The sequence below is a fragment of the Duganella violaceipulchra genome, from assembly GCF_019166075.1.
GTDB classification, from domain to species: Bacteria; Pseudomonadota; Gammaproteobacteria; order Burkholderiales; family Burkholderiaceae_D; genus Rugamonas; species Rugamonas violaceipulchra.
The window spans coordinates 131288-154373 of the sequence record NZ_JAHTGR010000005.1 but is presented as its reverse complement, the minus strand read 5'-3'; the positions used below and the strand labels follow the sequence as shown (position 1 = coordinate 154373).

21 protein-coding genes are annotated in these 23086 nt (G+C 64.6%); 14 read left to right on the top strand and 7 right to left on the bottom strand.

Annotated elements, in window-relative coordinates:
- Window positions 1-42 precede the first annotated feature (42 nt).
- The 4 genes from KVP70_RS11540 to KVP70_RS11525 form a co-directional block, all read right to left on the bottom strand.
- Window positions 43-1548 (bottom strand): response regulator, encoded by a 1506-nt coding sequence (locus tag KVP70_RS11540; RefSeq protein ID WP_217942331.1) that lies wholly within the window; start codon window positions 1546-1548, stop codon window positions 43-45.
- A 325-nt stretch (window positions 1549-1873) separates the two neighbouring features.
- Window positions 1874-2620 (bottom strand): DUF1828 domain-containing protein, encoded by a 747-nt coding sequence (locus KVP70_RS11535; RefSeq protein WP_217942330.1) that lies wholly within the window; start codon window positions 2618-2620, stop codon window positions 1874-1876.
- On the bottom strand, window positions 2614-3063 hold the full coding sequence (locus KVP70_RS11530) for a hypothetical protein (protein WP_217942329.1): 450 nt from the start codon (window positions 3061-3063) through the stop codon (window positions 2614-2616). Before KVP70_RS11530 ends, KVP70_RS11535 begins: the two co-directional genes overlap by 7 nt.
- Window positions 3064-3199: 136 nt before the next feature.
- A complete protein-coding gene (locus KVP70_RS11525) occupies window positions 3200-5122 on the bottom strand; it encodes a PhoX family protein (RefSeq protein ID WP_217942327.1) in 1923 nt (640 codons plus the stop codon).
- Window positions 5123-5340: 218 nt separating this feature from the next.
- Between KVP70_RS11525 and KVP70_RS11520 the strand changes: the two genes are divergently transcribed.
- Window positions 5341-5832 carry a DUF3016 domain-containing protein gene (locus KVP70_RS11520; protein WP_217942326.1) on the top strand — a complete coding sequence of 164 codons (492 nt, stop codon included), beginning with the start codon at window positions 5341-5343 and terminating at the stop codon, window positions 5830-5832.
- Window positions 5833-5846: 14 nt separating this feature from the next.
- Here the strand turns inward: KVP70_RS11520 and KVP70_RS11515 are convergent, their stop codons facing one another.
- The 3 genes from KVP70_RS11515 to KVP70_RS11505 all read right to left on the bottom strand — a co-directional run bounded on the left by KVP70_RS11515 (window position 5847) and on the right by KVP70_RS11505 (window position 8694).
- Window positions 5847-6290: a thioesterase family protein gene (locus tag KVP70_RS11515; protein ID WP_217942325.1), complete on the bottom strand. Its 444-nt coding sequence runs from the start codon at window positions 6288-6290 to the stop codon at window positions 5847-5849.
- On the bottom strand, window positions 6290-6988 hold the full coding sequence (locus KVP70_RS11510; protein WP_217942323.1) for a dienelactone hydrolase family protein: 699 nt from the start codon (window positions 6986-6988) through the stop codon (window positions 6290-6292). The genes KVP70_RS11515 and KVP70_RS11510 overlap by 1 nt, the downstream gene beginning before the upstream one ends.
- A gap of 77 nt (window positions 6989-7065) precedes the next feature.
- Window positions 7066-8694 (bottom strand): M28 family peptidase, encoded by a 1629-nt coding sequence (locus tag KVP70_RS11505; protein ID WP_217942322.1) that lies wholly within the window; start codon window positions 8692-8694, stop codon window positions 7066-7068.
- A gap of 85 nt (window positions 8695-8779) precedes the next feature.
- Here KVP70_RS11505 and KVP70_RS11500 point away from each other — a divergent pair, with 85 nt between their 5' ends.
- The 13 genes from KVP70_RS11500 (at window position 8780) to KVP70_RS11440 (ending at window position 23046) form a co-directional block, all read left to right on the top strand.
- Window positions 8780-9586, top strand: a complete 807-nt coding sequence (locus KVP70_RS11500; RefSeq protein ID WP_217942321.1) for an SDR family oxidoreductase — start codon at window positions 8780-8782, stop codon at window positions 9584-9586.
- A 142-nt stretch (window positions 9587-9728) separates the two neighbouring features.
- The gene (locus tag KVP70_RS11495) at window positions 9729-9983 is read left to right on the top strand and encodes a hypothetical protein (RefSeq protein WP_217942320.1); all 255 of its coding nucleotides are present in this window, start codon (window positions 9729-9731) and stop codon (window positions 9981-9983) included.
- 39 nt (window positions 9984-10022) lie between these two features.
- Complete coding sequence (locus KVP70_RS11490; protein ID WP_217942319.1) at window positions 10023-10268, top strand: hypothetical protein; 246 nt, start codon at window positions 10023-10025, stop codon at window positions 10266-10268.
- A gap of 226 nt (window positions 10269-10494) precedes the next feature.
- Window positions 10495-10800: a hypothetical protein gene (locus KVP70_RS11485; RefSeq protein ID WP_217942317.1), complete on the top strand. Its 306-nt coding sequence runs from the start codon at window positions 10495-10497 to the stop codon at window positions 10798-10800.
- A gap of 39 nt (window positions 10801-10839) precedes the next feature.
- Complete coding sequence (locus tag KVP70_RS11480) at window positions 10840-11085, top strand: hypothetical protein (protein ID WP_217942316.1); 246 nt, start codon at window positions 10840-10842, stop codon at window positions 11083-11085.
- A gap of 216 nt (window positions 11086-11301) precedes the next feature.
- Entirely contained in the window at window positions 11302-12198 is an 897-nt protein-coding gene (locus tag KVP70_RS34860; protein WP_217942315.1) for an FxDxF family PEP-CTERM protein, read from the top strand.
- 166 nt (window positions 12199-12364) lie between these two features.
- Window positions 12365-14611, top strand: a complete 2247-nt coding sequence (locus KVP70_RS11470) for a DEAD/DEAH box helicase (RefSeq protein ID WP_217942314.1) — start codon at window positions 12365-12367, stop codon at window positions 14609-14611.
- Window positions 14612-14877: 266 nt separating this feature from the next.
- A complete protein-coding gene (locus KVP70_RS11465) occupies window positions 14878-16722 on the top strand; it encodes a TnsB C-terminal domain-containing protein (protein ID WP_217942313.1) in 1845 nt (614 codons plus the stop codon).
- Window positions 16723-17000: 278 nt separating this feature from the next.
- Complete coding sequence (locus KVP70_RS11460) at window positions 17001-18608, top strand: flavin monoamine oxidase family protein (protein WP_229224753.1); 1608 nt, start codon at window positions 17001-17003, stop codon at window positions 18606-18608.
- Window positions 18605-19027: a c-type cytochrome gene (locus KVP70_RS11455; protein ID WP_217942312.1), complete on the top strand. Its 423-nt coding sequence runs from the start codon at window positions 18605-18607 to the stop codon at window positions 19025-19027. Before KVP70_RS11460 ends, KVP70_RS11455 begins: the two co-directional genes overlap by 4 nt.
- 11 nt (window positions 19028-19038) lie before the next feature.
- On the top strand, window positions 19039-19554 hold the full coding sequence (locus tag KVP70_RS11450) for a RidA family protein (protein ID WP_217942310.1): 516 nt from the start codon (window positions 19039-19041) through the stop codon (window positions 19552-19554).
- A gap of 47 nt (window positions 19555-19601) precedes the next feature.
- On the top strand, window positions 19602-22040 hold the full coding sequence (locus KVP70_RS11445; protein WP_217942309.1) for a TonB-dependent receptor plug domain-containing protein: 2439 nt from the start codon (window positions 19602-19604) through the stop codon (window positions 22038-22040).
- A gap of 139 nt (window positions 22041-22179) precedes the next feature.
- Window positions 22180-23046, top strand: coding sequence for an alpha/beta hydrolase (locus KVP70_RS11440; RefSeq protein WP_229224752.1), 867 nt, complete (start codon window positions 22180-22182; stop codon window positions 23044-23046).
- The last annotated feature ends 40 nt before the right edge of the window (window positions 23047-23086 follow it).

Here is a 23086-nt window from a genome sequence, read left to right as displayed (position 1 = left end):
TTTAACAACAACCTATTGCGTATATGCTTATGTTACGGTCCACTAGTCCGGGAAGCGCTCGTTGATGGCGACCGCCTTGTCGATGTTCTGGCACAGCAGGTCGACATACACCGGGTCGAGGTGATGGCCGGCCACTTCGCGCAGGTGCTCGACCACCTTGTCGATCGGCCAGGCGTCCTTGTAGCAGCGCTTGTGCATCAGCGCGTCGAACACGTCGGCCACGGCGACAATGCGCGCGTACAGGTGGATGTCGTGGCCCTTGAGGCCCTGCGGATAGCCGCTGCCGTCGAATTTTTCGTGGTGCTGGTGGGCGATCACGGCGGCCGCCTTCAGGATAGGCCGCTGCGAGCCGTCCAGGATGGACAGGCCGACGGTCGGGTGCTGCTTCATGATTTCCCACTCGGCCGCGTCGAGCTTGCCCGGCTTGAGCAGCACCGCGTCCGGCGTGGCGATCTTGCCGATGTCGTGCATCGGCGCGGCGTGGCGCAGCACGGCCGTTTCGTCGTCCGGCATGCCGGAGGCCTGGGCCAACAGGTGGCACACTTCGGACATGCGGCGCACGTGGTTGCCCGCCTCGTTGGAGCGCGATTCGACCACGTCGCCCAGGCGCAGGATCAGCTCGGCCTGGGTGTCGGTGATTTCCTGGGTCAAGAGGATGTTGTCGAAGGCGATGGCGACGCCGGAGCAGAACACTTCCAGCAGCTTGGTGTCGATCTCGGAGATTTCCTCGACGCCCTTGAGCACCAGCAGCGACGCCTTGCCGCTGCTGTTGGGGAAGTAGCCGATGTAGGTGTCGCCTTCGACGCGCGAGATCTTGTTGCTCTTGGCGGCGTCGAGCTGGGCCAGCACGTCGGGGCTGAGCAGGGTGCCGTCCTGGTCGCCGATCTGGGCCAGGATTTCGTAGTCGTTCTCGCCGCTGATGGCGGTGGCGCCGCGCAGGCGCAGCAGCATGCTGTGTTCCAGGCGCAGCAGCGCCACCACTTGCTGCAGCAGGCCGTTGGCGAAGTCTTTCAGGTTGCGTTGCTGGAAGATGTGGGCCGAGGCGGCGATCACGCGCTCCAGGCCTTCGCGGTAGTTCAGTTGCTGGCGGCGCGCTTCCTCGACCTTCATGATGTCGCGGTAGGCGCGCAGCGCGGCGAAGGTGGTGGTGAACAGCTTGGTGCGGTCGAGCTCGGTCTTTTCCTTGTAGTCGTTGATGTCGTAGTTGACGATCACGCGTTCCTCGGGGGCCTGGCCGGGCTGGCCGGTGCGCAGCACGATGCGGGTGAACTGGTTGTCGAGGTCTTCGCGCATCCAGCGCGCCACTTCCAGGCCGCTGTCTTCCTTTTCCATCACCACGTCGAGGAACACCAGCGCGATGTCGGCTTCGCGCGCCAGCACTTCCTTGGCCTCGGCGCCGCTGTAGGCGTGCACGAAGCTCAGGGCGCGGCCGTCGAGGCGGAAGCGGCTCAGCGTCAGTTTGGTGATGTCGTGGATGTCCGGTTCGTCGTCGACCAACAGGACTTTCCAGGGCGCTAGCTTAGGCGAGGCAGAGGACAAAAAAGACATAGGGACGAGTTCCGCAAAATGGCACTACCAAATAGTTTTTCGATTGTAGTCTTACCCACTGCTCTTAACAACAGGCAACAAAAATTCCTGTTGCTTTGCACAACACTCCCGAGGCGATCCGGGCGCTCTGATTGTACGGCGCGTTGGACCGCGGCGGCGCAGCGTTAGTCTTCTGTAACGCCTATGTGCAGCCGAAACAATACTTCGTTTTTGGCAATATTGCTATCTCTGTGAGAATTATTTTATCGGGATGTGCAACAAAGCGATGCGTGGCTGTTGGACGGAGGAATTCTCCAGACGGTGTCTGGAGAATTTTGAGCATGAGCTAATGAAGAGGAATCATCAGGCCAGAAAAAGGCTGGGTACGTACAATGGACGACAGTATCGCCATCTCACTTTGCGCTTTGTGCGGGTCAATGCGGTCGTCAACAATAATGAGTGTCGATACTTGATCGGCGAAAGGGCCGTTCACGACATCGCCCACCTTCCTCATGACACCTCCAGTTGCTTGAGGGCTCGGAGAAATGATGTCGATGAGTTCCGTACCCTGCTGGAAGTCGAATATATGATCTGTCATGGAGGCACCGCGCACATGCACGTGTCGACGCAGTAGTATTCCCGGGCTGCGAGCAACGATATAGGGTTCCGCTTCTGCCACCAGATCATGTACTTCGGGATGGTCTTTTAGTTGCTCACGTGCCCACTGAGCCACTGCCAACAATCCTGTGATGCTTTTTGCAAAACTCCATGCTGCCTTTTGTTGTTGGGCGAGCATAGTAAAGTCACCATTTTCACTGAGCGTGATTCCATGTCCACTGACCACATCGCGCAATGCCCGCATTCTGGAATGATGTGCAAGGTCGATTCCCAGCGATGACAGATGTGCCAAGGTGTCGCCGTTGTCGCTGATCAGGATGTGTTTTTCGCCGGCCTCCATGAGATAGATATTAATTGCTGCGCCATCGGGGAGGCTAAACGGCGTTCCGATTCTCAGGCCGCTACTTCCGGTAATTCCGCGGACGGTTTTGCAGTCATATCTAGTGAGCGTCTGTGCCCATTCGCAGGTCAACATGGTTGCTCCAAAACGAAAGATTCAATATTGGTTCTCGATAAAAACCAAGAAAAACTACCCTGCCAGTTATCGCAGTCTACGCTTGTCTCTGAGACCGCGTAAACTTCCTCGTTTGGCATGTGCTCATGCGGGCCATAGATGGCGGGAACTCCGTTGTGACTGAGCTTATCGCGCGGGCAGACTTCTAATTGATAAATCCGCTGTCGATGAGAACCCATTCGTTGAAAAATGGAGAATGTCATCAAACAATCGCCGACCACGGTAGCGACGCGTAGTTCAATCTGGAGTGTCATGCCGACGATGAAGATGCCTGCCGCGTCAGCCAACAATGCTGTACCCATGATCAAACCCCGATGATTTTCTTTCGGACGAAAGCCGGACCAATTGCGCATCAGTTTCCTCTGTTGGAAAAGCTGATTCACTTTGCCTTGTTCAAAGCGCATTGGGTGTCTAGTTCTCGGGGGATTGCCAGAGTTTAGCTCAGCTTAGGATCTTTGTAGTAGGGGTGCTGAAAAAAGCCCGCAAGGAGCGTGACGCTCGTTGCGGGCCGGGACAGCTGGGGTAACTGTTTGCCGTGGCTTAGCTCAGGGTCGGCAGGCCGGTCAGGTAGCCGACGGCGGCGCCGAAGCGGTCGCGGTAGTTGGCGCGGATCAGCGGGTCCAGCGTGGTCTGCACCTTGCTGTGCAGCGCCGCTTCCCAGTCGCCTGGATGCTGGAAGTTGCTCATGATGTAGGCGAAGCCGTTCATGTCGTCGACCGCGTGCAGGCCGGTCGATTCGGCGCCGGCCGGCGTCGACAGCAGGCGCGTCAGCGCCTTGGTGTCGACGTTGTAGGCCCACAGGAAGTTGTTGACGTGCAGGCCGCTGTCCTCGCCGATGAACAGGGTGCGCAGCTTTTCCGAGAACTTGATGTTGTCCGGATTGGCGATCTTGTCCGGGTTGGCCAGGTTGCCCAGCGCGTCCGGCTTGGCCAGGTCCTCGCCCACCAGCGCCGGCACGGCGGCCATGTCGACCGGCACCCATTCGCTGTTGATGGCGGCGCCGCTGTCGTCCACCTGGCCGGCCTTCAGGTTCAGCGCGTAGACGATGCCGGCGCTCGGACCCTGGATCTTGATGCCGCCGGAGCCGTCCTTCATGGCGCCGTTGATGTAGCTCATCGCGCTGTAGGCGATCTTGTCCTTGGCGTTGACGGTCGTGCCTTCCATCTTGGTGAAGCCCATGCTGCCGCCCTTGAACGCGGCGTAGCGGTGGGTTTCCAGGAAGGCGGCGGCCGTTTCCTTGCCCGGCACGAGCTTGATCCAGTTGGTCTTGCCGCTGAACGGGATCTTGGTGTACGTGGCGTCGGCCGGATCGGTGGTCTTGACGCTGAGGATGTCGGCCGCCTTCAGGGTGTCGGCCAGGGCCTTGATCTCGGCGCTGGTGGCGCTGCCCAGCTTGATCCACGACAGCGTGGCCGAACCGCCGTTTTCGGCGGTCTTCTGGGTCCACTTGGCGACGTACAGGGTGCCGGAGGACAGGTCCTGCGCCTTGTCGGCGACGAACATGAACAGGCCGCCGTTGGTGGCGTCGTCGCCCATCAGCGCGGTGCGCTCGTCCGGCATCACTTGCACCAGCTCGTGCGAGATGCGGCCCATGCAGTAGTGCTTCTTGATGCTGCCGGTGCCGTCCGGGTTGACGGTGATCTCCGGCATGTGGCCGTAGTGGTAAGGGTTGGCCTTGGTGGCGTCGCCGTACAGGTTGGTGCTGAAGGCGGCGAACTGGGTGTTCTTGTCGATGACGGTCGCGTCCGGCTCGTACTCTTCGCTCGACAGGTGGGTGTTCCACGGCGAGCGGCTGGCGCCGCAGGTGATCCACAGGCCGTTGACGCCGGCCGTGTTGACGTTGTGGTACTTCACCAGCGACAGCGCGCCGGTGCTCTTATCCTGGTCCAGGGTCAGCACGGCGATCGGCGATGGCAGCATGCCGTACATCGAGTCGCCCTTGACGTTGCGGGTGGCGTATTCGAACTGCACCACGGCGAACACGGTGTTGCCCTTGACGCCGGCCACGGTCGGCGCGGCCAGCTTGAGCAGCGAGGTGCCGTCCGGGCAGTCGGAGAAGAACTGGCGCTGGGCGGCGTCGGTCTTGTCGACGATGGGCTGGTTGTTGATGTCGTAGTAGCCGCCGGCCAGCACGGTGCCGCCGCTGCCGTTGGAGACGTTGGCGCCGGTGATGAAGAAGGTCTGGTAGGCCAGCGAGTAGGGCTGGGTCTTGCCGTCGGAGTAGGTCATGTTCAGCGTCGAGCCGACGGTGGTGGTGGCCATGGCGGCGGCGTCGCTCAGGGATGGCGCGGCCATGCCGGTGAAGGTCACGGACAGCAGCTGCGGCGCTGCGGCGGCGGTGTCGCCGCCGCCGCAGGCGGCCAGCAGGGCGGCGGTGGCGCTGCCGCCGGCCAGCGGCAGCAGCGGCGCGCTGGACAAGAATTTGAGGATGCTGCGGCGGGACAGATCGAGCGACTCGGTCATGGGAAAAATCCTGTTGTAATAGTGGCCATTCCATGTGCGGCGCCGGGCGCGGCATCATGCGAGGTGGTGGCTGCACCCCGACGGGCGCAATAGTAGTGATTTGATATGACAGGGGCGTGACATGGGGGTAAAGTAAGTTCGGTAACAAAGCGATTCAAAGCGGGCCCGCCGCGGCGAAACGGGCTATATTGAAAGCATCAACCGTGAAGGAGAAGCACATGCGAGGACTCACCCGTACCATGCTGGCGGCCGCTCTGGCGCTGCTGGCCAGCGCCGCCTGGGCCGACGTCAGCGTCAGCTACGTCAAGCCGGACGACTTTACCGACGTGCCGCGCAACGCCATCGACCGCGAACGCGTGCTGAAGGATTTCAGCGACTATTTCGCCACCCTGAACAAGAAGCTGCCGGCCGGCCAGAGCCTGAAGATCGAGGTGCTCGATATCGACATGGCGGGCCGCATGTGGCCGCGCCGTCACGGCGGCGAGGATATCCGCGTGCTCAACGGCGGCGCCGACTGGCCGCGCATGCACCTGCGCTACACGCTGGAGCAGGACGGCACAACGCTGCGCAGCGGCGACGAGCAGCTGTCGAACATGAACTACATGCAGGGCGTCAGCCGGTTCAACGACAGCGACACGCTGCGCTATGAAAAGCAGATGCTGGACGACTGGTTCAACAAGACCATCGTGCCGAAGGTGGCCAAACGCTGAGCTGAGGCTAGGCCTCAGTCGAGGCGGTTTACCTTGGGGAACTTGGCCAGGAATTCCGGCGCCATCGGCGTCACCTGGCCGGTCTTGTAGTTGAAGAAGACGAAGCCGGACTTGGCCATCGCCACCAGCTTGCCGTCCTTGGGGCGGGTGATGCGGAAGGTGATGTCGCCGCCGTAGGCGTTGAAGTCCATCACGCCGATCTCGAACAGCAGCTGGTCGCGCGCGTGGGCCTCGGCCTTGTAGGTGGTGGCCAGGTCGGTGACGATGATGCCGACGCCGTCGCTGCCGGTTTCCTGCACGCCGAAGTCGTACAGGAAGCGGGCGCGCGCCTCGGAGATCATCGAGATCATCGAGTCGTTGCCCAGGTGGTTGGCGCCATTGATGTCGGTCACCCGCACTGTCAGCTGGGTGGAAAAGTAGTATTGGTCTTCCGGGAAGACCAGCGTCAAACGGGCCATTACAGCTGCTCGCCGATGAACAGCAGCGTGTTGCCGTGCGCCTGGGCGGCGGCGCGCTGGTGGTAGGACGCGCGGTGGTTGCAGTTGAAGCCGTGCTCGGCCTCCGGATAAATGTGGATCTCGACCTGCTCCTTGTCCTCGAAGCGCTCGGCGATGCTTTGCACGGCGGCCGGCGGGATGTGGCTGTCGGCGCCGCCGAAGTGCATCAGCATCGGCACCGTGATCTGGCCGGCGCGCTCGAGCGCGTTGTGGATGCCGCCGCCGTAGTAGCACACCGCCGCGTCCACCAGGCCGTTGGCGGCCGTGTGGTAGGACAGGCGGCCGCCGTAGCAGAAGCCGATGGTGGCGATCTTGTCGCCCACGCCGTCGATCGCGCGCAGCGCCTTGACGGTGGCGGCGATGTCGGACTGCGCCAGCGCGAAGTCGGTGGCGTTCATCAGCTCGACCGCGCGCGTCCAGCTGGCGTCGTCGTAAGCGAGTTCGATGCGCGCGCCGTGGCGCCAGAACAGGTCCGGCGCGATCACCACGTAACCGTCGGCCGCGTACTGGTCGGCGACGTTGCGGATATGCTGGTTGACGCCGAAGATCTCCTGCAGCAGCACGATGCCCGGCCCCTTGCCGCCGCGCGGCAGCGAGACGTAGGCGCCGAAGCCGCCGTCGGCGGTGGCGATGTCGATCCAGTGGCTGTTGGTTTCCATGGTGTTCCTTGTGCGAAGGTTGGCGGCAGCGGCCATCCTACCCTGTTTTGGACGGCCCCGCAGCGCCGTCCCGCCACCTAGCGCTTGACCTTGCCGAAGGCGTCGCCAGCCTTCCAGCTTTGCATGGCCGGTGCGTTGCCGACCGCGTAGCCCAGGTTGAGCGTGAACTGCGCCTGCTGCACCATGCCCGACAAGTCCCAGTCGGCGTGGTATTCGTCGCTGACCTGGTGGTAGTCCTTCTTGAAGGCGACCAGGCGCGCGGCCGATGGCGCCGGGTCCCTGACGAACTCGAAGTGACCGTCGCCGGAGAACACCGCCGAGCCGACGTTAAACGCCGGCACGCCGGCCTTGGCGAAGTTGAAGTGGTCGGCGCGGAAGTAGGCGCCGGACAGGTCGGGGATGGCCGGCGCCAGCTTCAGGCCCATCTTGCGCGCCACAGCGCCGGCCGCCTCGTACAGGCTGCTGCGCTCGGCGCCGGCGACGCCGATGTCGCGCGTCAGGCCGACGAAGTTCATGCTGTCCAGATTGAGGTCGGCCGTGGTCTGCGCCAGCGGCCAGGCCGGGTTTTGCACGTAGGCGGCGCTGCCCAGCAGGCCTTGCTCCTCGGCGGCCGGCCACAGGAAGACCTGGGTGCGTTTGGCCGGATGCTTGACCGCTTCGGCCGCCATCGCCAGCAGCGCGGCGGCGCCGGAGGCGTTGTCGATGGCGCCGTTCCAGGTATGGTCGCTGCGGTCCTCGCGGCGCACGTCTTCGTCCATGCCCAGGTGATCCCAGTGGGCCGAGTAGACCACCGCCTGCGCCTTCAGTTTGGCGTCGCTGCCGGGCACGATGCCGGCCACGTTGAATTGTTCGATCTGGCGGATCGCGCTGTGGACTTCGGCGTGCACGCTGGTCTTCAGGTCGACCGGGCGGAACTCGCGGGTCTCGGCCTGGGCGCGCAGCGCGTCGAGGTCGAAGCCGGCGGCGGCGAACAGCGCGCGTGCGGTGTCTTCCTGCAACCAGCCTTCGAGCGGATTGCCGGCGCCGGCCAGGTGGAAGCGCTCATGACTGAAGCCGTTGGCCGGCACGCTCCACGGATACGAGGCGGAAGGCGTGGTGTGGATCAGCAGCACCCCGGCCGCGCCCTGGCGCACCGCTTCCTCGTATTTGTACAGCCAGCGGCCGTAGTAGGTGTAGGCCTTGCCGGCGAAGCGATTCGGCTCGGCTGCGGTGGGCTGCGGATCGTTGACCATCATGACCAGGATCTTGCCCTTCATGTCGACGCCTTTGTAGTCGTCCCATTTCTCTTCCGGCGCGATGGCGCCGTAGCCGACGAACACCAGCGGCGCGTCGATGGTGACGTCGGCCTTGCCGCCGGCGGTGCCGAACACGATTTCGCTGCCGGTTTGCGGCGTGATGCTCTTGCCGTTGGCGTCGAACCGCACGACGCTGTTGGCCAGCAGTCTGGTGCCCTCGATCTTGACCGGCATGCGATAGCCGCCGCCGGCCAGCGGCTTGAGGCCGATGATGGCGGCCTGGGTTTCCAGGTAGCGCACCGCGAGGTCGCCGCCGCGCTGGCCGGTGCCGCGGCCTTCGAACAGGTCGTCGGCCAGGAAGGACAGGTGGGCGCGCAGCGGCGCTTCCGTCACCACCGGCGCCTGCTGGGCGGCGGCGTGGAGGGAAGCCAGGCCAAGACCGGCGGCGATTGCGAGGGCTGGAAGACGCATATTTTCTCCGTGATGTGCGATTCGGTGCAGAAGCGGGCTATCTTACTGCACTTGCCAAAATTATTTGCCCAAATAAAGGAGAGCCATGAAAGTCATCATCATCACCGGCAGTTCGGACGGCATCGGCGCCGAGATGGCGCGCCAGCTGGCGCGCAGCCTTGGCGGCGGCGTGGCGCTGGTGCTGGCGGCGCGCAACGCGGCCGCGCTGGAGCTGGTGGCCGCCGACTGCGCGGCGGCCGGCGCGCAGACGCTGGTGGCGCCGACCGACGTGTCGGTGCAGGCGCAGTGCACGGCGCTGGTGGCGGCCTGCGTGGCGCGCTTCGGCCGCATCGATGCGCTGATCAACAACGCCGGCCGCTCGGCGCACGCGCTGTTCGAAGAGGTCAGTGACCTGGCCTGGTACGAGGAGCTTATGAAGATCAACCTGTGGGGCAGCGTGTGGTGCACCCATGCGGCGCTGCCCTATTTGAAGCAGTCGCGCGGCAGCATCGTCGCGGTGTCGTCGCTGGCGGGGCTGGTCGGGGTGCCGGGGCGCACCGCCTACGGCGCCAGCAAGTTCGCCATGAGTGGCTTCTTCGAGGCCTTGCGCGCCGAATTGAAGGCGGCCGGCGTGAGCGTGACGATCGCCTATCCGGGCGTGGTGGCGACGCAGATCCGCTATCGCGGCTACAACGCGGCCGGCGGGGCGCTGGGCAGCAGCAGCCTGAAAGAAGACAAGGCGATGCCGGTGGCGGAGTGCGCGCGGCTGATCGTCGACGGCATGCAGGCGCGCCGGCGCGAGGTGGTGATGTCGGCCAAGGGCAAGCTGGGACGCTGGATGAAGCTGATCGCGCCCGGCCTGGTGGAGCGCATGGCGCTGGCGGCGCTGAAGGACGACGTGAAACCGCATTGAGAGTGGGTACGGCGAGTTGTAAGCGAGTGTAAGAATCGGTAAGAGCTTGTAATGGGCGTCAACTGATCGGGTGGCTGCGCCGTTTTTTGCTCATGCGACACGGGATAGTCCCGATGCCGAAACCCAGAAAAAGGAATACATCATGACCAAAATTATCGCTTCCCTGATCGCCGGCCTGTTCGCTACCGCAGCATTCGCACAAGCGCCAGTCGCCGCCACCACCGCACCAGCCGCCAAGCCAGTCGTGGTGAAAACCGAAGCGAAGACTGAAGTGAAAACCGAGGCCAAAGCTGAAGCGAAGACCGCGAAAACCCAAGTCCACCACAAGGCCAAAGAATCCAAAGTCGCAGCGCCAGTCGCTGCTGCGAAAGTAGACGCCAAAGTGGCAGCCAAGTAATTATATAAACTATATAAATCAATTTAAAGGAAGCACATCATGAAAAAAGTAATCGCTACCCTGGTCGCCACCCTGTTCGCCGGCGTCGCATTCGCCCAAGCTCCAGCCGCTTCGGCCTCCGCAACCGTGGCCGCGTCGACCCCGGCTCCAGCCGCATCGGCACCAGCGGCCAGCGCGCCGGCCAAGAAAGTGCATCACAAGAAGGCCAAGGCCGTCAAAGCCGCCAGCGCACCGGCAGCTTCGGCACCGGCACCGGCAGCGTCGGCGCCAGCAGCCAGCAAGTAATCCGCTGCCATCGCAGGACGCAGCATGGCTTCGGCCAGAATGCCGCCCAGTTCACACTGGGCGGCATTTTTCATTTCAGCAGCGCCGGTCGGGCGGCCAGTTGTAAGCGAGTGTAAGTGTTGGTAAGAGCTTGTAATGCGCGTCAACTGATTGGGGGGCTGCGCCGTTTTTTGCTTATGCGACACGGGATAGTCCCGATGCCGAAACCCAGAAAAAGGAATACATCATGACCAAAATTATCGCTTCCCTGATCGCCGGCCTGTTCGCTACCGCAGCATTCGCACAAGCGCCAGTCGCCACCACCGCACCAGCCGCCAAGGCAGCCGTGGTGAAAACCGAAGCGAAGACTGAAGTGAAAACCGCGGAAGTCAAAACCGAAGCCAAAGCTGAAGCGAAGACCGCGAAAACCAAAGTCCACCACAAGGCCAAAGAATCCAAAGTCGCAGCGCCGGTCGCCGCTGCGAAAGTAGACACCAAGGTTGCAGCGCCAGCCGCCGCGGCAAAAGTAGAAGCCAAAGTAGCAACCAAGTAATTAGCTAAACTATATAAATCAAATTAAAGGAACCACATCATGAAAAAAGTAATCGCTACCCTGATCGCCACCCTGTTCGCCGGCGCCGCATTCGCTCAAGCTCCAGCCGCTTCGGCCTCGGCAACCGTCGCCGCATCGACCCCGGTTCCAGCCGCATCGGCGCCAGCCGCCAGCGCACCGGCCAAGAAAGTGCATCACAAGAAGGCCAAGGCAGTTAAAGCCGCCAGCGCACCGGCAGCTTCGACCCCGGCGCCAGCAGCATCGGCGCCCGCAGCCAGCAAGTAAGTCGCACCCGCTAGCGCAGGACGTGCCGCCCCGGACCTCTGGCCTGGGTGGCGCAAGAAAACAAACAGGCTTCGGCCTGTTTTTTTTGCGCCCTGCGCTGGCCGGCCGCATTTTTTTCAAATTTACAACAAGAAAAATATACTCCCAAGCAGGCGAAAGAATAGTGCAATAATCACACTTTCGTTGTGCGTTTAATACTAAAACAAGGGGGATTGCATGAATCTGAAAAAAGGCCTGTTGGCAGTGGCATTGGGTATGGTTGTGAGCGCTGGCGCATCGGCGCAGACATTCAGCTACACCGGCTCGGTTGTAACCTGGACCGCCCCGACGACAGGCAGCTATGTTATCGACGTGATCGGCGCTCAAGGGGGCGCGGGCCTTATTTTTGACAGCAACTACGCCGGCGGCCTGGGTGCGGAAGTCAAGGCCACCTTCTCCTTCCTGGCTGGCGATACCTTGCAGTTGGCGGTCGGCGGCAAGGGTTCTTCCGGTCAAGGGGACTATAACGGCGGCGGCGGCGGCGGCAGCTTTGTAGTCGGCGGCAGCAATATCCCCATGCTGATCGCCGGCGGCGGCGGCGGTATCCGTGCCCAAGCGGGACAAAATGGCTTCGACGCTTCGATCACGCAATACGGCGTGTTGGGGTCGGTTGGCAGTTCGATGGGCACCTACACGGTTAAAACAACCGACCTGGGTGCGGGCGGCCAAGTCGGCGCCTACAGCTGGGGTAGCGGCGGCGGCGGCTTCTACACCGATGGCGCCAGCGATATCCCCTTCGGCACTGGTGGCCAAAGCTGGTTCAATGGCCTGGGCGGCGGATACGCCACCTCCGGCGCCCCTTGCCTGGGCGTTGGCGGCTTTGGCGGCGGCGGTGCGGGTGCCGGTTGCGGCGGCGGCGGCGGCGGCGGTGGCTACTCCGGCGGCGACGGCGGCTTCATTGGCGGCGGCGGCGGCTCGTTCCTGAGCGGCGCCTACCAACATGCGACGGCCGGCGCGGGCTATGGTGATGGTGTCATTCGCATCACGGCGGTACCGGAACCGGCGACCTACGGTATGCTGCTTGGCGGCCTGGGCGTGCTGGGCCTGATGCTGCGCCGGCGCAAATCGACCTGAGTTTTACCGCTCGTCTTCACCGTTCCAGCGGGAGCGGCGAAGACGACGCCGCGGCGTGATAAAGGGGGTTTTTAGGCAAAATCCGGCCCGAAGCGTCGATAGGGAGTAAACTACGCACAAATTTCTTTCGCAATTAGGCGATTCGAACATACTTGTGAGTGACGCCATGTCTGAAACCCCCGCATCCCCGATTACCCTTTTTACCGACCTCAATCTCAGCGCGCCCCTGATCAAAGCGCTGAAAGATGTCGGCTACGAGTCGCCGTCGCCTATCCAGGCCGCGACCATCCCTTCGCTGCTCGACAACCTGGACGTGCTGGGCCAGGCGCAGACCGGTACGGGTAAAACCGCCGCCTTCGCGCTGCCTATCCTGTCGCGCATCGATATCAAACAGACCACGCCACAGGCGCTGGTGCTGGCGCCAACCCGCGAACTGGCGATCCAGGTCGCCGAAGCCTTCCAGACCTACGCAGCGCACATCCCCGGCTTCCACGTGCTGCCGATCTACGGCGGCCAAAGCTACGGCCCGCAGCTGTCGGCGTTGCGCCGCGGCGTGCACGTCGTCGTCGGCACGCCGGGCCGCGTCATCGATCACCTGGACAAGGGTTCGCTCGACCTGTCCAAGCTGAAAACGCTGGTGCTGGACGAAGCCGATGAAATGCTGCGCATGGGCTTCATCGACGACGTCGAACGCATCCTGCAAGAGACCCCGGATACGCGCCAGACCGCGCTGTTCTCGGCCACCATGCCGTCGGCCATCCGCCGCATCGCCAACACCTACCTGCGCAACCCGAAGGAAATCACGGTCGCCGCCAAGACCGGCACCGCCGAGAACATCCGCCAGCGTTACTGGCTGGTGTCGGGCATGCACAAGCTCGACGCGCTGACCCGCATCCTGGAAGCCGAGAACTTCGACGGCATGATCATCTTCTCGCGCACCAAGCTCGGTACCGAGGAACTGGCCAGCAAGCTGCAGGCACGCGGGTTCTCCGCCGCCGCCATCAACGGCGACGTCCAGCAGCAGCAGCGCGAGCGCACCATCCAGCAGCTCAAGGACGGCAAGATCGATATCCTGGTGGCGACCGACGTCGCCGCGCGCGGCCTGGACGTGGAGCGCATCAGCCACGTGGTCAACTACGACGTGCCGCACGATCCGGAAAGCTACACCCACCGCATCGGCCGCACCGGCCGCGCCGGCCGCAGCGGCGAGGCGATCCTGTTCATCACCCCGCGTGAAAAGAACCTGCTCAAATCGATCGAACGCGCCACCCGCCAGCCGATCAGCATGCTGGAGCTGCCGACCATCCAGGCCGTCAACGACGTCCGCATCGCCAAGTTCAAGTCGCAGATCAGCGAAACCCTGGCACAGGGCGAGCTGGAACAGTTCCAGTCGCTGATCGAGGACTTCGAGCGCGAACAGAACATCCCGGCGGTCGAAATCGCCGCCGCGCTGGCCAAGATGGCGCGCGGCGACGTGCCGCTGCTGCTGGACAAAAAACAGCAAGTGGCCGCCGCCACCTGGGACGAGCGTCCGGGCCGTCAAGTCGGCTTCGAGCGCAACGACCGCAATGATCGCGGCGATCGCGGCGACCGTTTCGAGCGCGGCGACCGCGCCGAACGTCCGGACCGCAGCGAGCGTTTCCCTAAAAAGGAACGCATCGTGCGCGCCGCCGATCCAGGCATGCAGACCTTCCGCATCGAAGTGGGGTACCAGCACGGCGTCAAGCCGGGCAATATCGTCGGCGCCATCGCCAACGAAGGCGGCATCGACTCCAAGAACATCGGTCGCATCGAGATCTACGACGACTACAGTGTGCTCGATATGCCGGACAACCTGACCGGCGACGTGCTCGATCACCTGGCCGGCATCAAGGTCGCAGGCCAGCAGCTGCGCATCAGCCGCGATGGCGGCGAGGGCGCACCGTCGTCGGCGCCAGCGTCTGCAGCAGCGCCGGTCGCGGCCCGTCCGGTACCGCCACGCGCGCCGTCCGTTCCTGCAGCTTCGCCGCTGGCCAAGGCCGCGCGTGTGGAATCGGCCGAGGTGGAAGAGGAAGCCGCTCCGAAGAAGAAAAAGGAAAAGCCAGGCAAGGTCACCGTGCCGATGAGCGCTTTCCGCATCGAAGTGGGCAGCAACCATGCGGCCACGCCGTCCAACATCGTCGGCGCCATCGCCAACGAGGCTGGCCTGGAAGCCAAGCATATCGGCCGCATCGAGATCTTCGACACCTACAGCATGCTGGAGCTGCCGGACGGGATGCCGCCGGAGCTGTTCAAGCACCTGGGCAAGGTATGGGTCGGTGGCGCGCAGCTGAAGATCAGCCAGGCCGACCGCATGCCGCCGGAATCGGGCAAGGCCACGCCGCCTAAAAAGCCGGCGCCTGGCGCCAAGGCCGGGTTCAAGAAGAAGTATTGATCGTTAAGGTATAAATCGTTACACACCACAGGGCCGCAAGGCCCTGTTTTCATATGGGCCGCCCGCACGCGCACGGTGCGCCCGGCCGCCGCCTTGCACCAGAAGCAAGCTTGCCGCCGGCGCCGGCCGGTGCGGCCGGCATGGTGTTCATAGGAGCGCAGCCTCTGGCCCGTTTATTGCATTGGGGATAGGACCAACCGACAAGTCGTTGAGCAAGGAGCACGGAATGACCGCATTGTTTCTACACTCCCGCACACGAGGCGCCGATGCTGCTGCGGAATGACCTGCTGCACTACACGCACCCGTCGCCGCGCACCGTCCGCGTGCTGTGGATCGCCCCCGAGCAAAGCCACGCCTACGTGTTCGACGTGGCGGCGCGCTCGGCCGACGTCGAGCTGGTGACGCTGCCGGCGCTGCACGCCGACATCCACGCCGGCCACGCCCGCGTGCTGGCGGCCGATCCCTACCTGATGGTGGTCAGCCAGGAGCTGCTGCCGCCCAAGCACCTGCAGCTGCGCGCCCGCGCGTGGCAGATCGTCGAAGCGCTGGTGGCGCTGGAGCCGGGCATCTACGAGGCGCGCCAGCGCGGCCAGCTGGTCGCGCAGGCCACCGCCACGCATGGCGTCTCCCATCCGACCATCTACCGCTACCTGCGGCGCTACTGGCAGCGCGGCCAGACGCCCAACGCGCTGCTGCCCGACTACTGCAACTCCGGTGGGCGCGGCAAGGTGCGCCAGGCCTCGGCCGGCGTCAAGCGCGGACGGCCGCGCAAGAGCGGCGCCGACGATGGTCCCGGCGTCAACGCCGACGAGGAAATCCGCCGCACCTTCCGGGTCGCCATCGCGCACTACGCGGCCGGCCACGCCAAGTTCTCGCGGCTGGGCGCCTACCAGCAGATGCTGGCCGACTTCTTCTGCGAACGCCGCATCGACGCCGACAGCGGTCGCGTGCTGGCGATGTCCGGCGCGCAGCCGGACGCGCTGCCGACCTTCGGCCAGTTCAACTACTGGCTCGATCACGACGACGACCGGCCACCGGAAGTGGCGCGCCGCAGCGCCGCCGCCTCGGCGCGCGGCTTGCAGGCCGCCGGCGCCTCCGGCTTCGGCGACGACGCGCAGCCGCAGGCCATCGTTCCCGCAGCGCTGCCAGGCCGGCCCGGCGCCGGCTTCTACCTGGACGTGGTGCGCGCCGAGGTGCAGCTGGTCTCTCGTGCCGACCGCCAGCAGGCCATAGGCAGGCCGCTGGTGTACGTGGCGGTCGACACCTTCAGCGGCATGGTGGCCGGCGTCTATATCGGCCTGGGCGCGCCCAGCTGGCAGCACGCCATGCTGGCGTTGGCCAACTGCGGCGCCGACAAGCAGCGCTACAGCCAGCGGCACGGCCGCGCCATCGAGGCCGGGCAGTGGCCCTGCCGCCACCTGCCGGAGACCCTGTACACCAACGCCGCCCTGAACGGCGGCGCGCAGTGCGACACACTGCTCAACAACTTCAACCTTCGCTGCGTCGACGCCGGCGACGGACCGGCCGCATGGAAGGCGGTGCTGGAAAAACGCTTCCTGCTGCTGGCGGCGGGGGAGGCCGGCGCGCCCTGCCGGCTGGACGGCGTGCTCGATCTGGACCAGTTCACCCGCATCGTCATCGACGCCATCCTCTATCACAACAACAGCCGCCATGCCGGCAACGCCGCGCCGCGCGAGCTGTGGGAGTGGGGCGTGGCCCAGCGTGGCGGCAGCCTGAAGACCTATCCCGAGCAGCTGCTGCGCTGCAGCCTGATGCCGGCCACCCAGGCCACCGTCACCGGCGACGGCATCGTGCTGTTCGACAGCGTCTACACCTGCGCGCGCGCCATCAACGAGCGCTGGTTCGAGCGCGCGCGCCTGCGCGGACAATGGCAGGTGCGCGTCGCCTACGACCCGGCCGACATGGACATGATTTATTTGCTGGATGCCGGCGCGCCCATGCAATTCCACGCCTGCCACATGGCCGACAGCAGCAGCGCGCAGCGCCACCTCGCGGCGGCGGAAATCGCCTGCCTGCCGCAAGCCATCCCCGCCATCTCCGCACTACCCCTACGTAGCACTACGCACGCTGTCGCCAGCTTCGCTAACTGATTTTTAAAACCGATAGCACACGGCGCTGTCCAGCGCCGTGCATACCACTTCCATCCATTTCGGTGCACGCCTCCCGCTGGTGCGGTGCGCCTTTTTCGCGCTGGCGCAACCTTCAATTCGACAAATAAAGTCTGTCGCTGGAAACGCTTCTAAAGACGTCATATCACCTTATTCCATCAGGCTCGCTTCAACGGCGAAGCATGTTTATTTTGCTTGGATTTGTGGCACGGCGATTGCTAGATGAGGACTATGGATTCGCAAGTCACGAGAGGAAATCGATGAATAGTAAAATAGTCAAATCGTTTAAATCGTTTAGTGCATTGACACGGAGGGATTTCCTGTATCGGGCGGCGGCGGTGGGCGGCACCGGCCTGCTGTTGAACACCATGAACGCCTGGGGCATGGGCATAGGCTCGACCGCCTCCGCGCCGCCGGCGCTGAGCGGCAGCGGCAAAGGCAAGAAGGTGCTGATACTGGGCGCCGGCCTGGCCGGCATGACCGCCGCCTACGAGCTGGGTAAGCTGGGCTACCACTGCCAGATCCTCGAAGCGCGTGCCTTCGCCGGCGGCCGCTGCCAGACCGCGCGCAAGGGCTTCAGCCTGACCGAGCTTGGCGGCGAAAAGCAGACCTGCGAATTCGACGACGGCCAGTACATCAACCACGGCCCGTGGCGCATCCCGCTGCACCACCAGTCGACGCTGCACTACACGCGGCTGTTCGAGGTGCCGCTGGAAGTGATGGTCAACGATAACGACCACTCCTTCGTCTACTCGGAAAACGCCGGCCCCTACGCCGGCAAGCGCATGCGGGTGGCCGAGATCAAGGCCGACATGCGCGGCCACGTCTCCGAGCTGCTGGCCAAGTCGGTCAAGAGCAAGCAGCTCGACGCCGAGCTGACCGCCGACGACCAGCGCCTGCTGCTCGACTACCTGGCGCACGAAGGCCAGCTGGCCGGCTCCGACCTGCAATACAAGGGCCGCAGCGGCCGTGGTTTCACGGTCAACCCCGGCGCCGGCATGTCGCCGGGAGCGGGCACGCCGTCCGACCCGCTGGGCTTCAAGGACCTGCTGGCCTCCAAGCTGGGCAACGTCTACAGCGCGGTGCAGGACTTCCCGATGCAGAACACTATGTTCCAGCCGGTCGGCGGCATGGACGCCATCGCCAAGGCGTTTGAGAAGCGCGTCGGCAAGAACATCCGCTACCGCTCGGAGGTGCAGACCATCCGTCAGAACGACAAGGGCGTCACCGTCACCTACAAGGACACCGGCACCGGCAAGAGCGGCAGCATCGCCGCCGACTACTGCCTGGTGGCGATGCCGCTGTCGGTGCTGCGCCAGATCGACACCGACTTCTCGGACAAGTTCAAGAAGGCCGTCGCCACGGTGGCCTACGCGCCGGTCGGCAAGATCGGCCTGCAGATGAAGCGCCGCTTCTGGGAGGAGGACGAGCACCTGTACGGCGGCCATGTGCTCACCGACCTCAAAGGCATCAACACCATCTCGATGCCGTCCTATGGCTGGCAAAAGAAGAAGGGCGTGCTGCTCGGTTATTACCAGTACCAGACGGCCGCGATCGAGACCAGCGCGCTGTCGCCGAAGGAGCGCGCCGCCTTCGCGCTGGAGGCGGGGCAGAAGATCTTCCCGCAATACACGGAGAACTTCGAGACCGCGTTCTCGGTCGCCTGGCACCGCGTGCAGTACAACCTGGGCGGCTGGGCCGAGTGGACCGACAAGACCCGCGCCGCCGCCTATCCCATCCTGGTGGAGGGCGAGGGCCGCGTGCTGCTGGCCGGCGAGCACCTGAGCTACCTGACCGGCTGGCAGGCCGGCGCCATCGAATCGGCGTGGCAGCAGATCGCCAAGATCCATGAAAGGGCCAGCGCATGAAGGAGGTGTTGATCAAGGCGGCGATGGCGGTCATCGCCTTGCTGGCGGCCGGCGCCAGCGCGCCGTCGCGCGCGCAGGACTCGGCGACGGCGGACGGCAAGGCGCTGTTCATGAAGAACTGCGCGGCCTGCCACCAGGCCAGCGGCAAGGGCATACCGGGCGCCTTTCCGGCGCTGGCGGGGAACAAGTTCGTGCAGGGGAAGGGCGCCGACGTCGCCACGGTGCTGCTCAAGGGGCGGGGCGGCATGCCCGACTTCAGCGACAGCCTGAGCGACCAGGAGATCGCCGCCATTCTCAGTTTCGTGCGCAGCAACTGGGGCAACCAGGCCGCGCCGCTGAGCGAGCCCGAAGTGCTGGCGCTGCGCGACGCACTGCAAGTCGACCATTTTAGTAACGGCCAGATGTCCAACAAACACTGAAAGAAGAACGCATGAACAAAGCAATCGTCTCCCTGTTGATTCCGGCCGCACTGGCGCTGATGCCGGTCGCCGCCGGCGCCGCTCCCAAGGCCGCTGCCGCAGACATCGTCCGTCACAAGATTCCCGGCTCGGATTTTCCGATCGCGTTGGCGGTCACGGTGCCGTCCACCGCCACCATCCACTTCGTCAGCGGCCAGGTGCCCGCCATCGCCGACGCCGGCGCCGCGCCGGATTCGCTGGCCGCCTTCGGCGACACCAAAACACAGTCCGAATCGGTGCTGAAGAAGATCAAGGAAGTCCTGGAGGGCATGAAGCTCGACATGACGGACGTGGTCAAGATGACCGTCTACCTGGTCGGCGATCCGGCCAAGGGCGGCAAGGCCGACACCAAGGGCTTCATGGAAGCCTACACCCAGCACTTCGGCGGCGCGCAGACCAAGCTGCCGGCGCGCGCCGTGGTGCAGGTGGCGGCCCTGAGCAATCCGGGCTGGCTGGTGGAAATCGAAGTCGTCGCCGCAAAAAAATAATTACGTAGCAGGGTCTTACTTTCTTTTTTATTCAATGGGGATTAACTATGCATAAGGCCATACTCAAGACCGGCGTCGCCGCCGTGTTGTCCACCCTGTCGATGGGCTCCGCCTACGCCGCCGATGCGGCGGAAGCGGCAGCCGGCGACGCCACCGTCAGCGCGGTGATCGTCACCGGCACCCGCTCCAGCGGCATCAAGGTGGAGAACAGCGCCTCGCCGATCCAGGTGCTGGACGCGGCCTCCCTGCAGCGCACCGGCCAACCGGACCTGATCCAGGCGCTGGCGCAGAACCTGCCGTCGTTCACCGCGCAAGCCTTCGGCGGCGACACCGCCAACCTGACCTTGTCGGCCCGCCTGCGCGGCCTGAGCCCGAACAACACGCTGGTGCTGATCAACGGCAAACGCCGCCACGGCACCGCCAACCTGGCCGTGCTGGGAGGGCCATACCAGGGCGGCGCCGCAGCCGACCTGAACTACATCCCGGTCTCGGCGATCGACCACATCGAAGTGCTGCAGGACGGCGCCGCCGCCCAATACGGCTCCGACGCCATCGCCGGCGTGATCAACATCATCCTCAAGTCGAACAACCATGGCGGCACCGCCAGCGCCACCGGCGGCGGCTATTCCGACGGCGGCGGCCGCACCGGCGACGCCTCGGCCAACATCGGCGTCGAACCGTTCAAGGACGCCTACCTGAGCCTGACCGCCGAATCCAAGTACCACGGCTACAGCGACCGTGGCGGCATCGACCCGCGCGTGATCACCGCCGCCAACATGGAGAAGTATCCGGGCATGTTCCAGCAGGCCGGCTACCCGCACGTCAACCACATCTCCGGCGACGCGCAGTACCACCTGAACGTCCTGGCGGCCAACTTCGGCTACGACTTCGCGCCGGACAGCCAGCTGTACGCCATCGCCACCTGGGGCCACAAGGAAGCGCGCGCCTACGAGAACTACCGCCTGCCGAGCCGCCTGCCGAAGGTCTATCCGACCGGCTTCTCGCCGAAGGAAACCATGAAGCAGGACGACTTCGCGCTGACCGGCGGCGTCAAGGGCGTGCTGGCCGGCTGGAACATGGACCTGAGCTCCACCTACGGCAAGGACACCAGTAAGATCGGCGTCGCCGATTCGGGCAACGTCTCGCTGTTCAACGACACCGGCAGCACGCCGACCGTGTTCCGCGCCGGCTCCTTCATCGCCAGCCAGTTGACCACGTCGCTGGAAGCGAGCCGCGAATTCGCGGTCGGCTGGGCCAAGCCGCTGAACGTGGCGGCCGGCCTTGAGCACCGCATCGACAAGTACGAGATCGAAGCGGGCGACGCCGCCTCGCGCTACAAGGAAGGCTCGCAGTCCTATCCGGGCTTCTCGCTGACCGACGCCGGCAGCCACCGCCGCACCAACGAAGCGGCCTACATCGACCTGGCCGGCAATCCGGTCACCGACCTGACGCTGGACCTGGCGGCCCGCTACGAACACTTCTCCGACTTCGGCAACGCCAAGGTCGGCAAGTTCACGGCGCGCTACGACATTTCGCCGGTGGTGGGTGTGCGCGGCACCTTCAGCAACGGCTTCCGCGCGCCGACCCTGGCCGAGGAATACTACTCGGCCACCAACGTCGGCCCGACCACCGCCTTCGTGCAGCTGGCGCCGAATTCGGCCGGCGCCAAGCTGGTGGGCGTGGACGGATTGAAGCCTGAACGCTCGACCAACTTCAGCCTGGGCCTGGTGCTGAATCCGGCGGCCAACCTGGCCATCACGCTGGACGCCTACCAGATCAAGATCCGCGACCGCATCGTCGGTTCCGGCGCCTTGTACGGTTCGGGCGGATCGGTCAACTCGCCGGCGGTGGTGGCGGCGATCAAGGCCAACGGCAATGTACTCGACAGCACCGTCAGCCAGACCGGCATCAACATCTTCTCCAACGCGGTCGACACCCGCAGCCGCGGGCTGGAATTCGTCGCCACGCTCAACGAGAGCTACGGCACGGCGGGCAAGGTGGACTGGTCGGTGGCGGCCAACTACAACAAGGTGGAAGTGACCAAGATCAACCAGGCGCCGACCCAGCTGCTGCCGCAGACGCTGCTGGACCAGACCGCGATCTCGGATCTGGAGACCGCCTCGCCCAAGGTGCGCATCAACCTGGGCGCGCTGTGGAAGATCGGTGCCTGGACCATCAACCTGCGTGAAGCGATCTACGGCAAATCGTCGGAGTACGGCAGCGAGGACGGTTCGGTGTATCACCTGACCGAAATCTCGGCCAAGGCGATCACCGACCTGGAGGTGGGCTACAAGATCAGCCCGGCGTGGTCGGTGGCGGTCGGCGCCAACAACCTGTTCAACAAGTACCCGAACGGCGTGAACCCGTTGTTGCTGGCGGACGAGCGCGCGGCCGGCGACAACGCGGCGGTGACCGTGCTGCCATCGTTCTCGCCGATCGGCATCAACGGCGGCTACTACTACGTCCGCGCCAACTACAAGTTCTAACCCCCGGGGGTCAAGTCTGACATTCGGACACGAGTTCTGCCGTAGCGACCAATACGGCAGAGTTTGTGTCCGATTGTCAGACTTGACCCCGGTGTTTTTGCGTGTAGCATTGCGCTATTCTTTTTTTTGGAGCGCATCTATGTTGCACGCTATGGACGGGACTTTGCAGGCGCCGATGACCTTGCCGGAATATATGGCGCTGAGCGGTCCGGCGCCGACGCTGCACGTGGCTTTTGGCGCGGCGCCGTCGCAGTTCGCGGAGCTGTTCCAGCCGGCCGGCGATGGTCCGTTCCCGGTCGCGGTGATCGTCCACGGCGGCTGCTGGTGCAAGCAATACGCCGGCATCGCGCAGATGCGCAATATGGCCGGCGACCTGCAGCAGCAGGGTATCGCGGTCTGGAATATCGAGTACCGCCGCTTCGACGAGGAGGGCGGCGGCTATCCCGGCATGTACCTCGACGTCGCCACGGCGCTCGACCACTTGCGCGCGCTGGCGCCGCAGCATCGGCTCGATCTGGCGCGCATCGTGCTGGTCGGCCATTCGGCCGGCGGCCATCTGGCGCAGTGGGCCGCCGCGCGCGCGCGCCTGCCGCGCAGCAGCCCGCTGTACGCGGCCGAGCCGCTGCCGGTCCCCGTCGTCATCAGCCTGGGAGGCCTGGCCGACCTGCGCAACGAGGAACAACTGATCAAGACCAGCTGCGAACGCGACGTGGCGCAGCTGGCCGGCACCGCCAGCGCGGCGCGGCCGGATATTTTCGCCGATACCTCGCCGGCCGAGCTGCTGCCTTCCGGCGTGCGCACGGTGCTGATCCACGGCGAACTGGACACCATCTCGCCGCTGCGCGCCGGCCAGGACTACGCGCGCCGCGCCCAGGCGGCCGGCGACCAGGCCGAGGTGATCGTGCTGCCGGGCGGCAGCCATTTCGACGAGGTGGCCGCCACCTCGCCGTCGTGGACCATCGTCTCGGCGCAGATCCGCAAGGCGCTGCAGCTGCCGCCGCGCTGAGCGCCGGGCCGGCGCCGCCGTGGCGCGGCGGTGTATGCTG

Bases quoted from the DNA above. Each gene is read 5' to 3' on its own strand.
- KVP70_RS11540 (WP_217942331.1), bottom strand. From the start codon at position 1,548: ATGTCTTTTTTGTCCTCTGCCTCGCCTAAGCTAGCGCCCTGGAAAGTC.
- KVP70_RS11535 (WP_217942330.1), bottom strand. From the start codon at position 2,620: ATGTTGACCTGCGAATGGGCACAGACGCTCACTAGATATGACTGCAAA.
- KVP70_RS11530 (WP_217942329.1), bottom strand. From the start codon at position 3,063: ATGCGCTTTGAACAAGGCAAAGTGAATCAGCTTTTCCAACAGAGGAAA.
- KVP70_RS11525 (WP_217942327.1), bottom strand. From the start codon at position 5,122: ATGACCGAGTCGCTCGATCTGTCCCGCCGCAGCATCCTCAAATTCTTG.
- KVP70_RS11520 (WP_217942326.1), top strand. From the start codon at position 5,341: ATGCGAGGACTCACCCGTACCATGCTGGCGGCCGCTCTGGCGCTGCTG.
- KVP70_RS11515 (WP_217942325.1), bottom strand. From the start codon at position 6,290: ATGGCCCGTTTGACGCTGGTCTTCCCGGAAGACCAATACTACTTTTCC.
- KVP70_RS11510 (WP_217942323.1), bottom strand. From the start codon at position 6,988: ATGGAAACCAACAGCCACTGGATCGACATCGCCACCGCCGACGGCGGC.
- KVP70_RS11505 (WP_217942322.1), bottom strand. From the start codon at position 8,694: ATGCGTCTTCCAGCCCTCGCAATCGCCGCCGGTCTTGGCCTGGCTTCC.
- KVP70_RS11500 (WP_217942321.1), top strand. From the start codon at position 8,780: ATGAAAGTCATCATCATCACCGGCAGTTCGGACGGCATCGGCGCCGAG.
- KVP70_RS11495 (WP_217942320.1), top strand. From the start codon at position 9,729: ATGACCAAAATTATCGCTTCCCTGATCGCCGGCCTGTTCGCTACCGCA.
- KVP70_RS11490 (WP_217942319.1), top strand. From the start codon at position 10,023: ATGAAAAAAGTAATCGCTACCCTGGTCGCCACCCTGTTCGCCGGCGTC.
- KVP70_RS11485 (WP_217942317.1), top strand. From the start codon at position 10,495: ATGACCAAAATTATCGCTTCCCTGATCGCCGGCCTGTTCGCTACCGCA.
- KVP70_RS11480 (WP_217942316.1), top strand. From the start codon at position 10,840: ATGAAAAAAGTAATCGCTACCCTGATCGCCACCCTGTTCGCCGGCGCC.
- KVP70_RS34860 (WP_217942315.1), top strand. From the start codon at position 11,302: ATGAATCTGAAAAAAGGCCTGTTGGCAGTGGCATTGGGTATGGTTGTG.
- KVP70_RS11470 (WP_217942314.1), top strand. From the start codon at position 12,365: ATGTCTGAAACCCCCGCATCCCCGATTACCCTTTTTACCGACCTCAAT.
- KVP70_RS11465 (WP_217942313.1), top strand. From the start codon at position 14,878: ATGCTGCTGCGGAATGACCTGCTGCACTACACGCACCCGTCGCCGCGC.
- KVP70_RS11460 (WP_229224753.1), top strand. From the start codon at position 17,001: ATGAATAGTAAAATAGTCAAATCGTTTAAATCGTTTAGTGCATTGACA.
- KVP70_RS11455 (WP_217942312.1), top strand. From the start codon at position 18,605: ATGAAGGAGGTGTTGATCAAGGCGGCGATGGCGGTCATCGCCTTGCTG.
- KVP70_RS11450 (WP_217942310.1), top strand. From the start codon at position 19,039: ATGAACAAAGCAATCGTCTCCCTGTTGATTCCGGCCGCACTGGCGCTG.
- KVP70_RS11445 (WP_217942309.1), top strand. From the start codon at position 19,602: ATGCATAAGGCCATACTCAAGACCGGCGTCGCCGCCGTGTTGTCCACC.
- KVP70_RS11440 (WP_229224752.1), top strand. From the start codon at position 22,180: ATGTTGCACGCTATGGACGGGACTTTGCAGGCGCCGATGACCTTGCCG.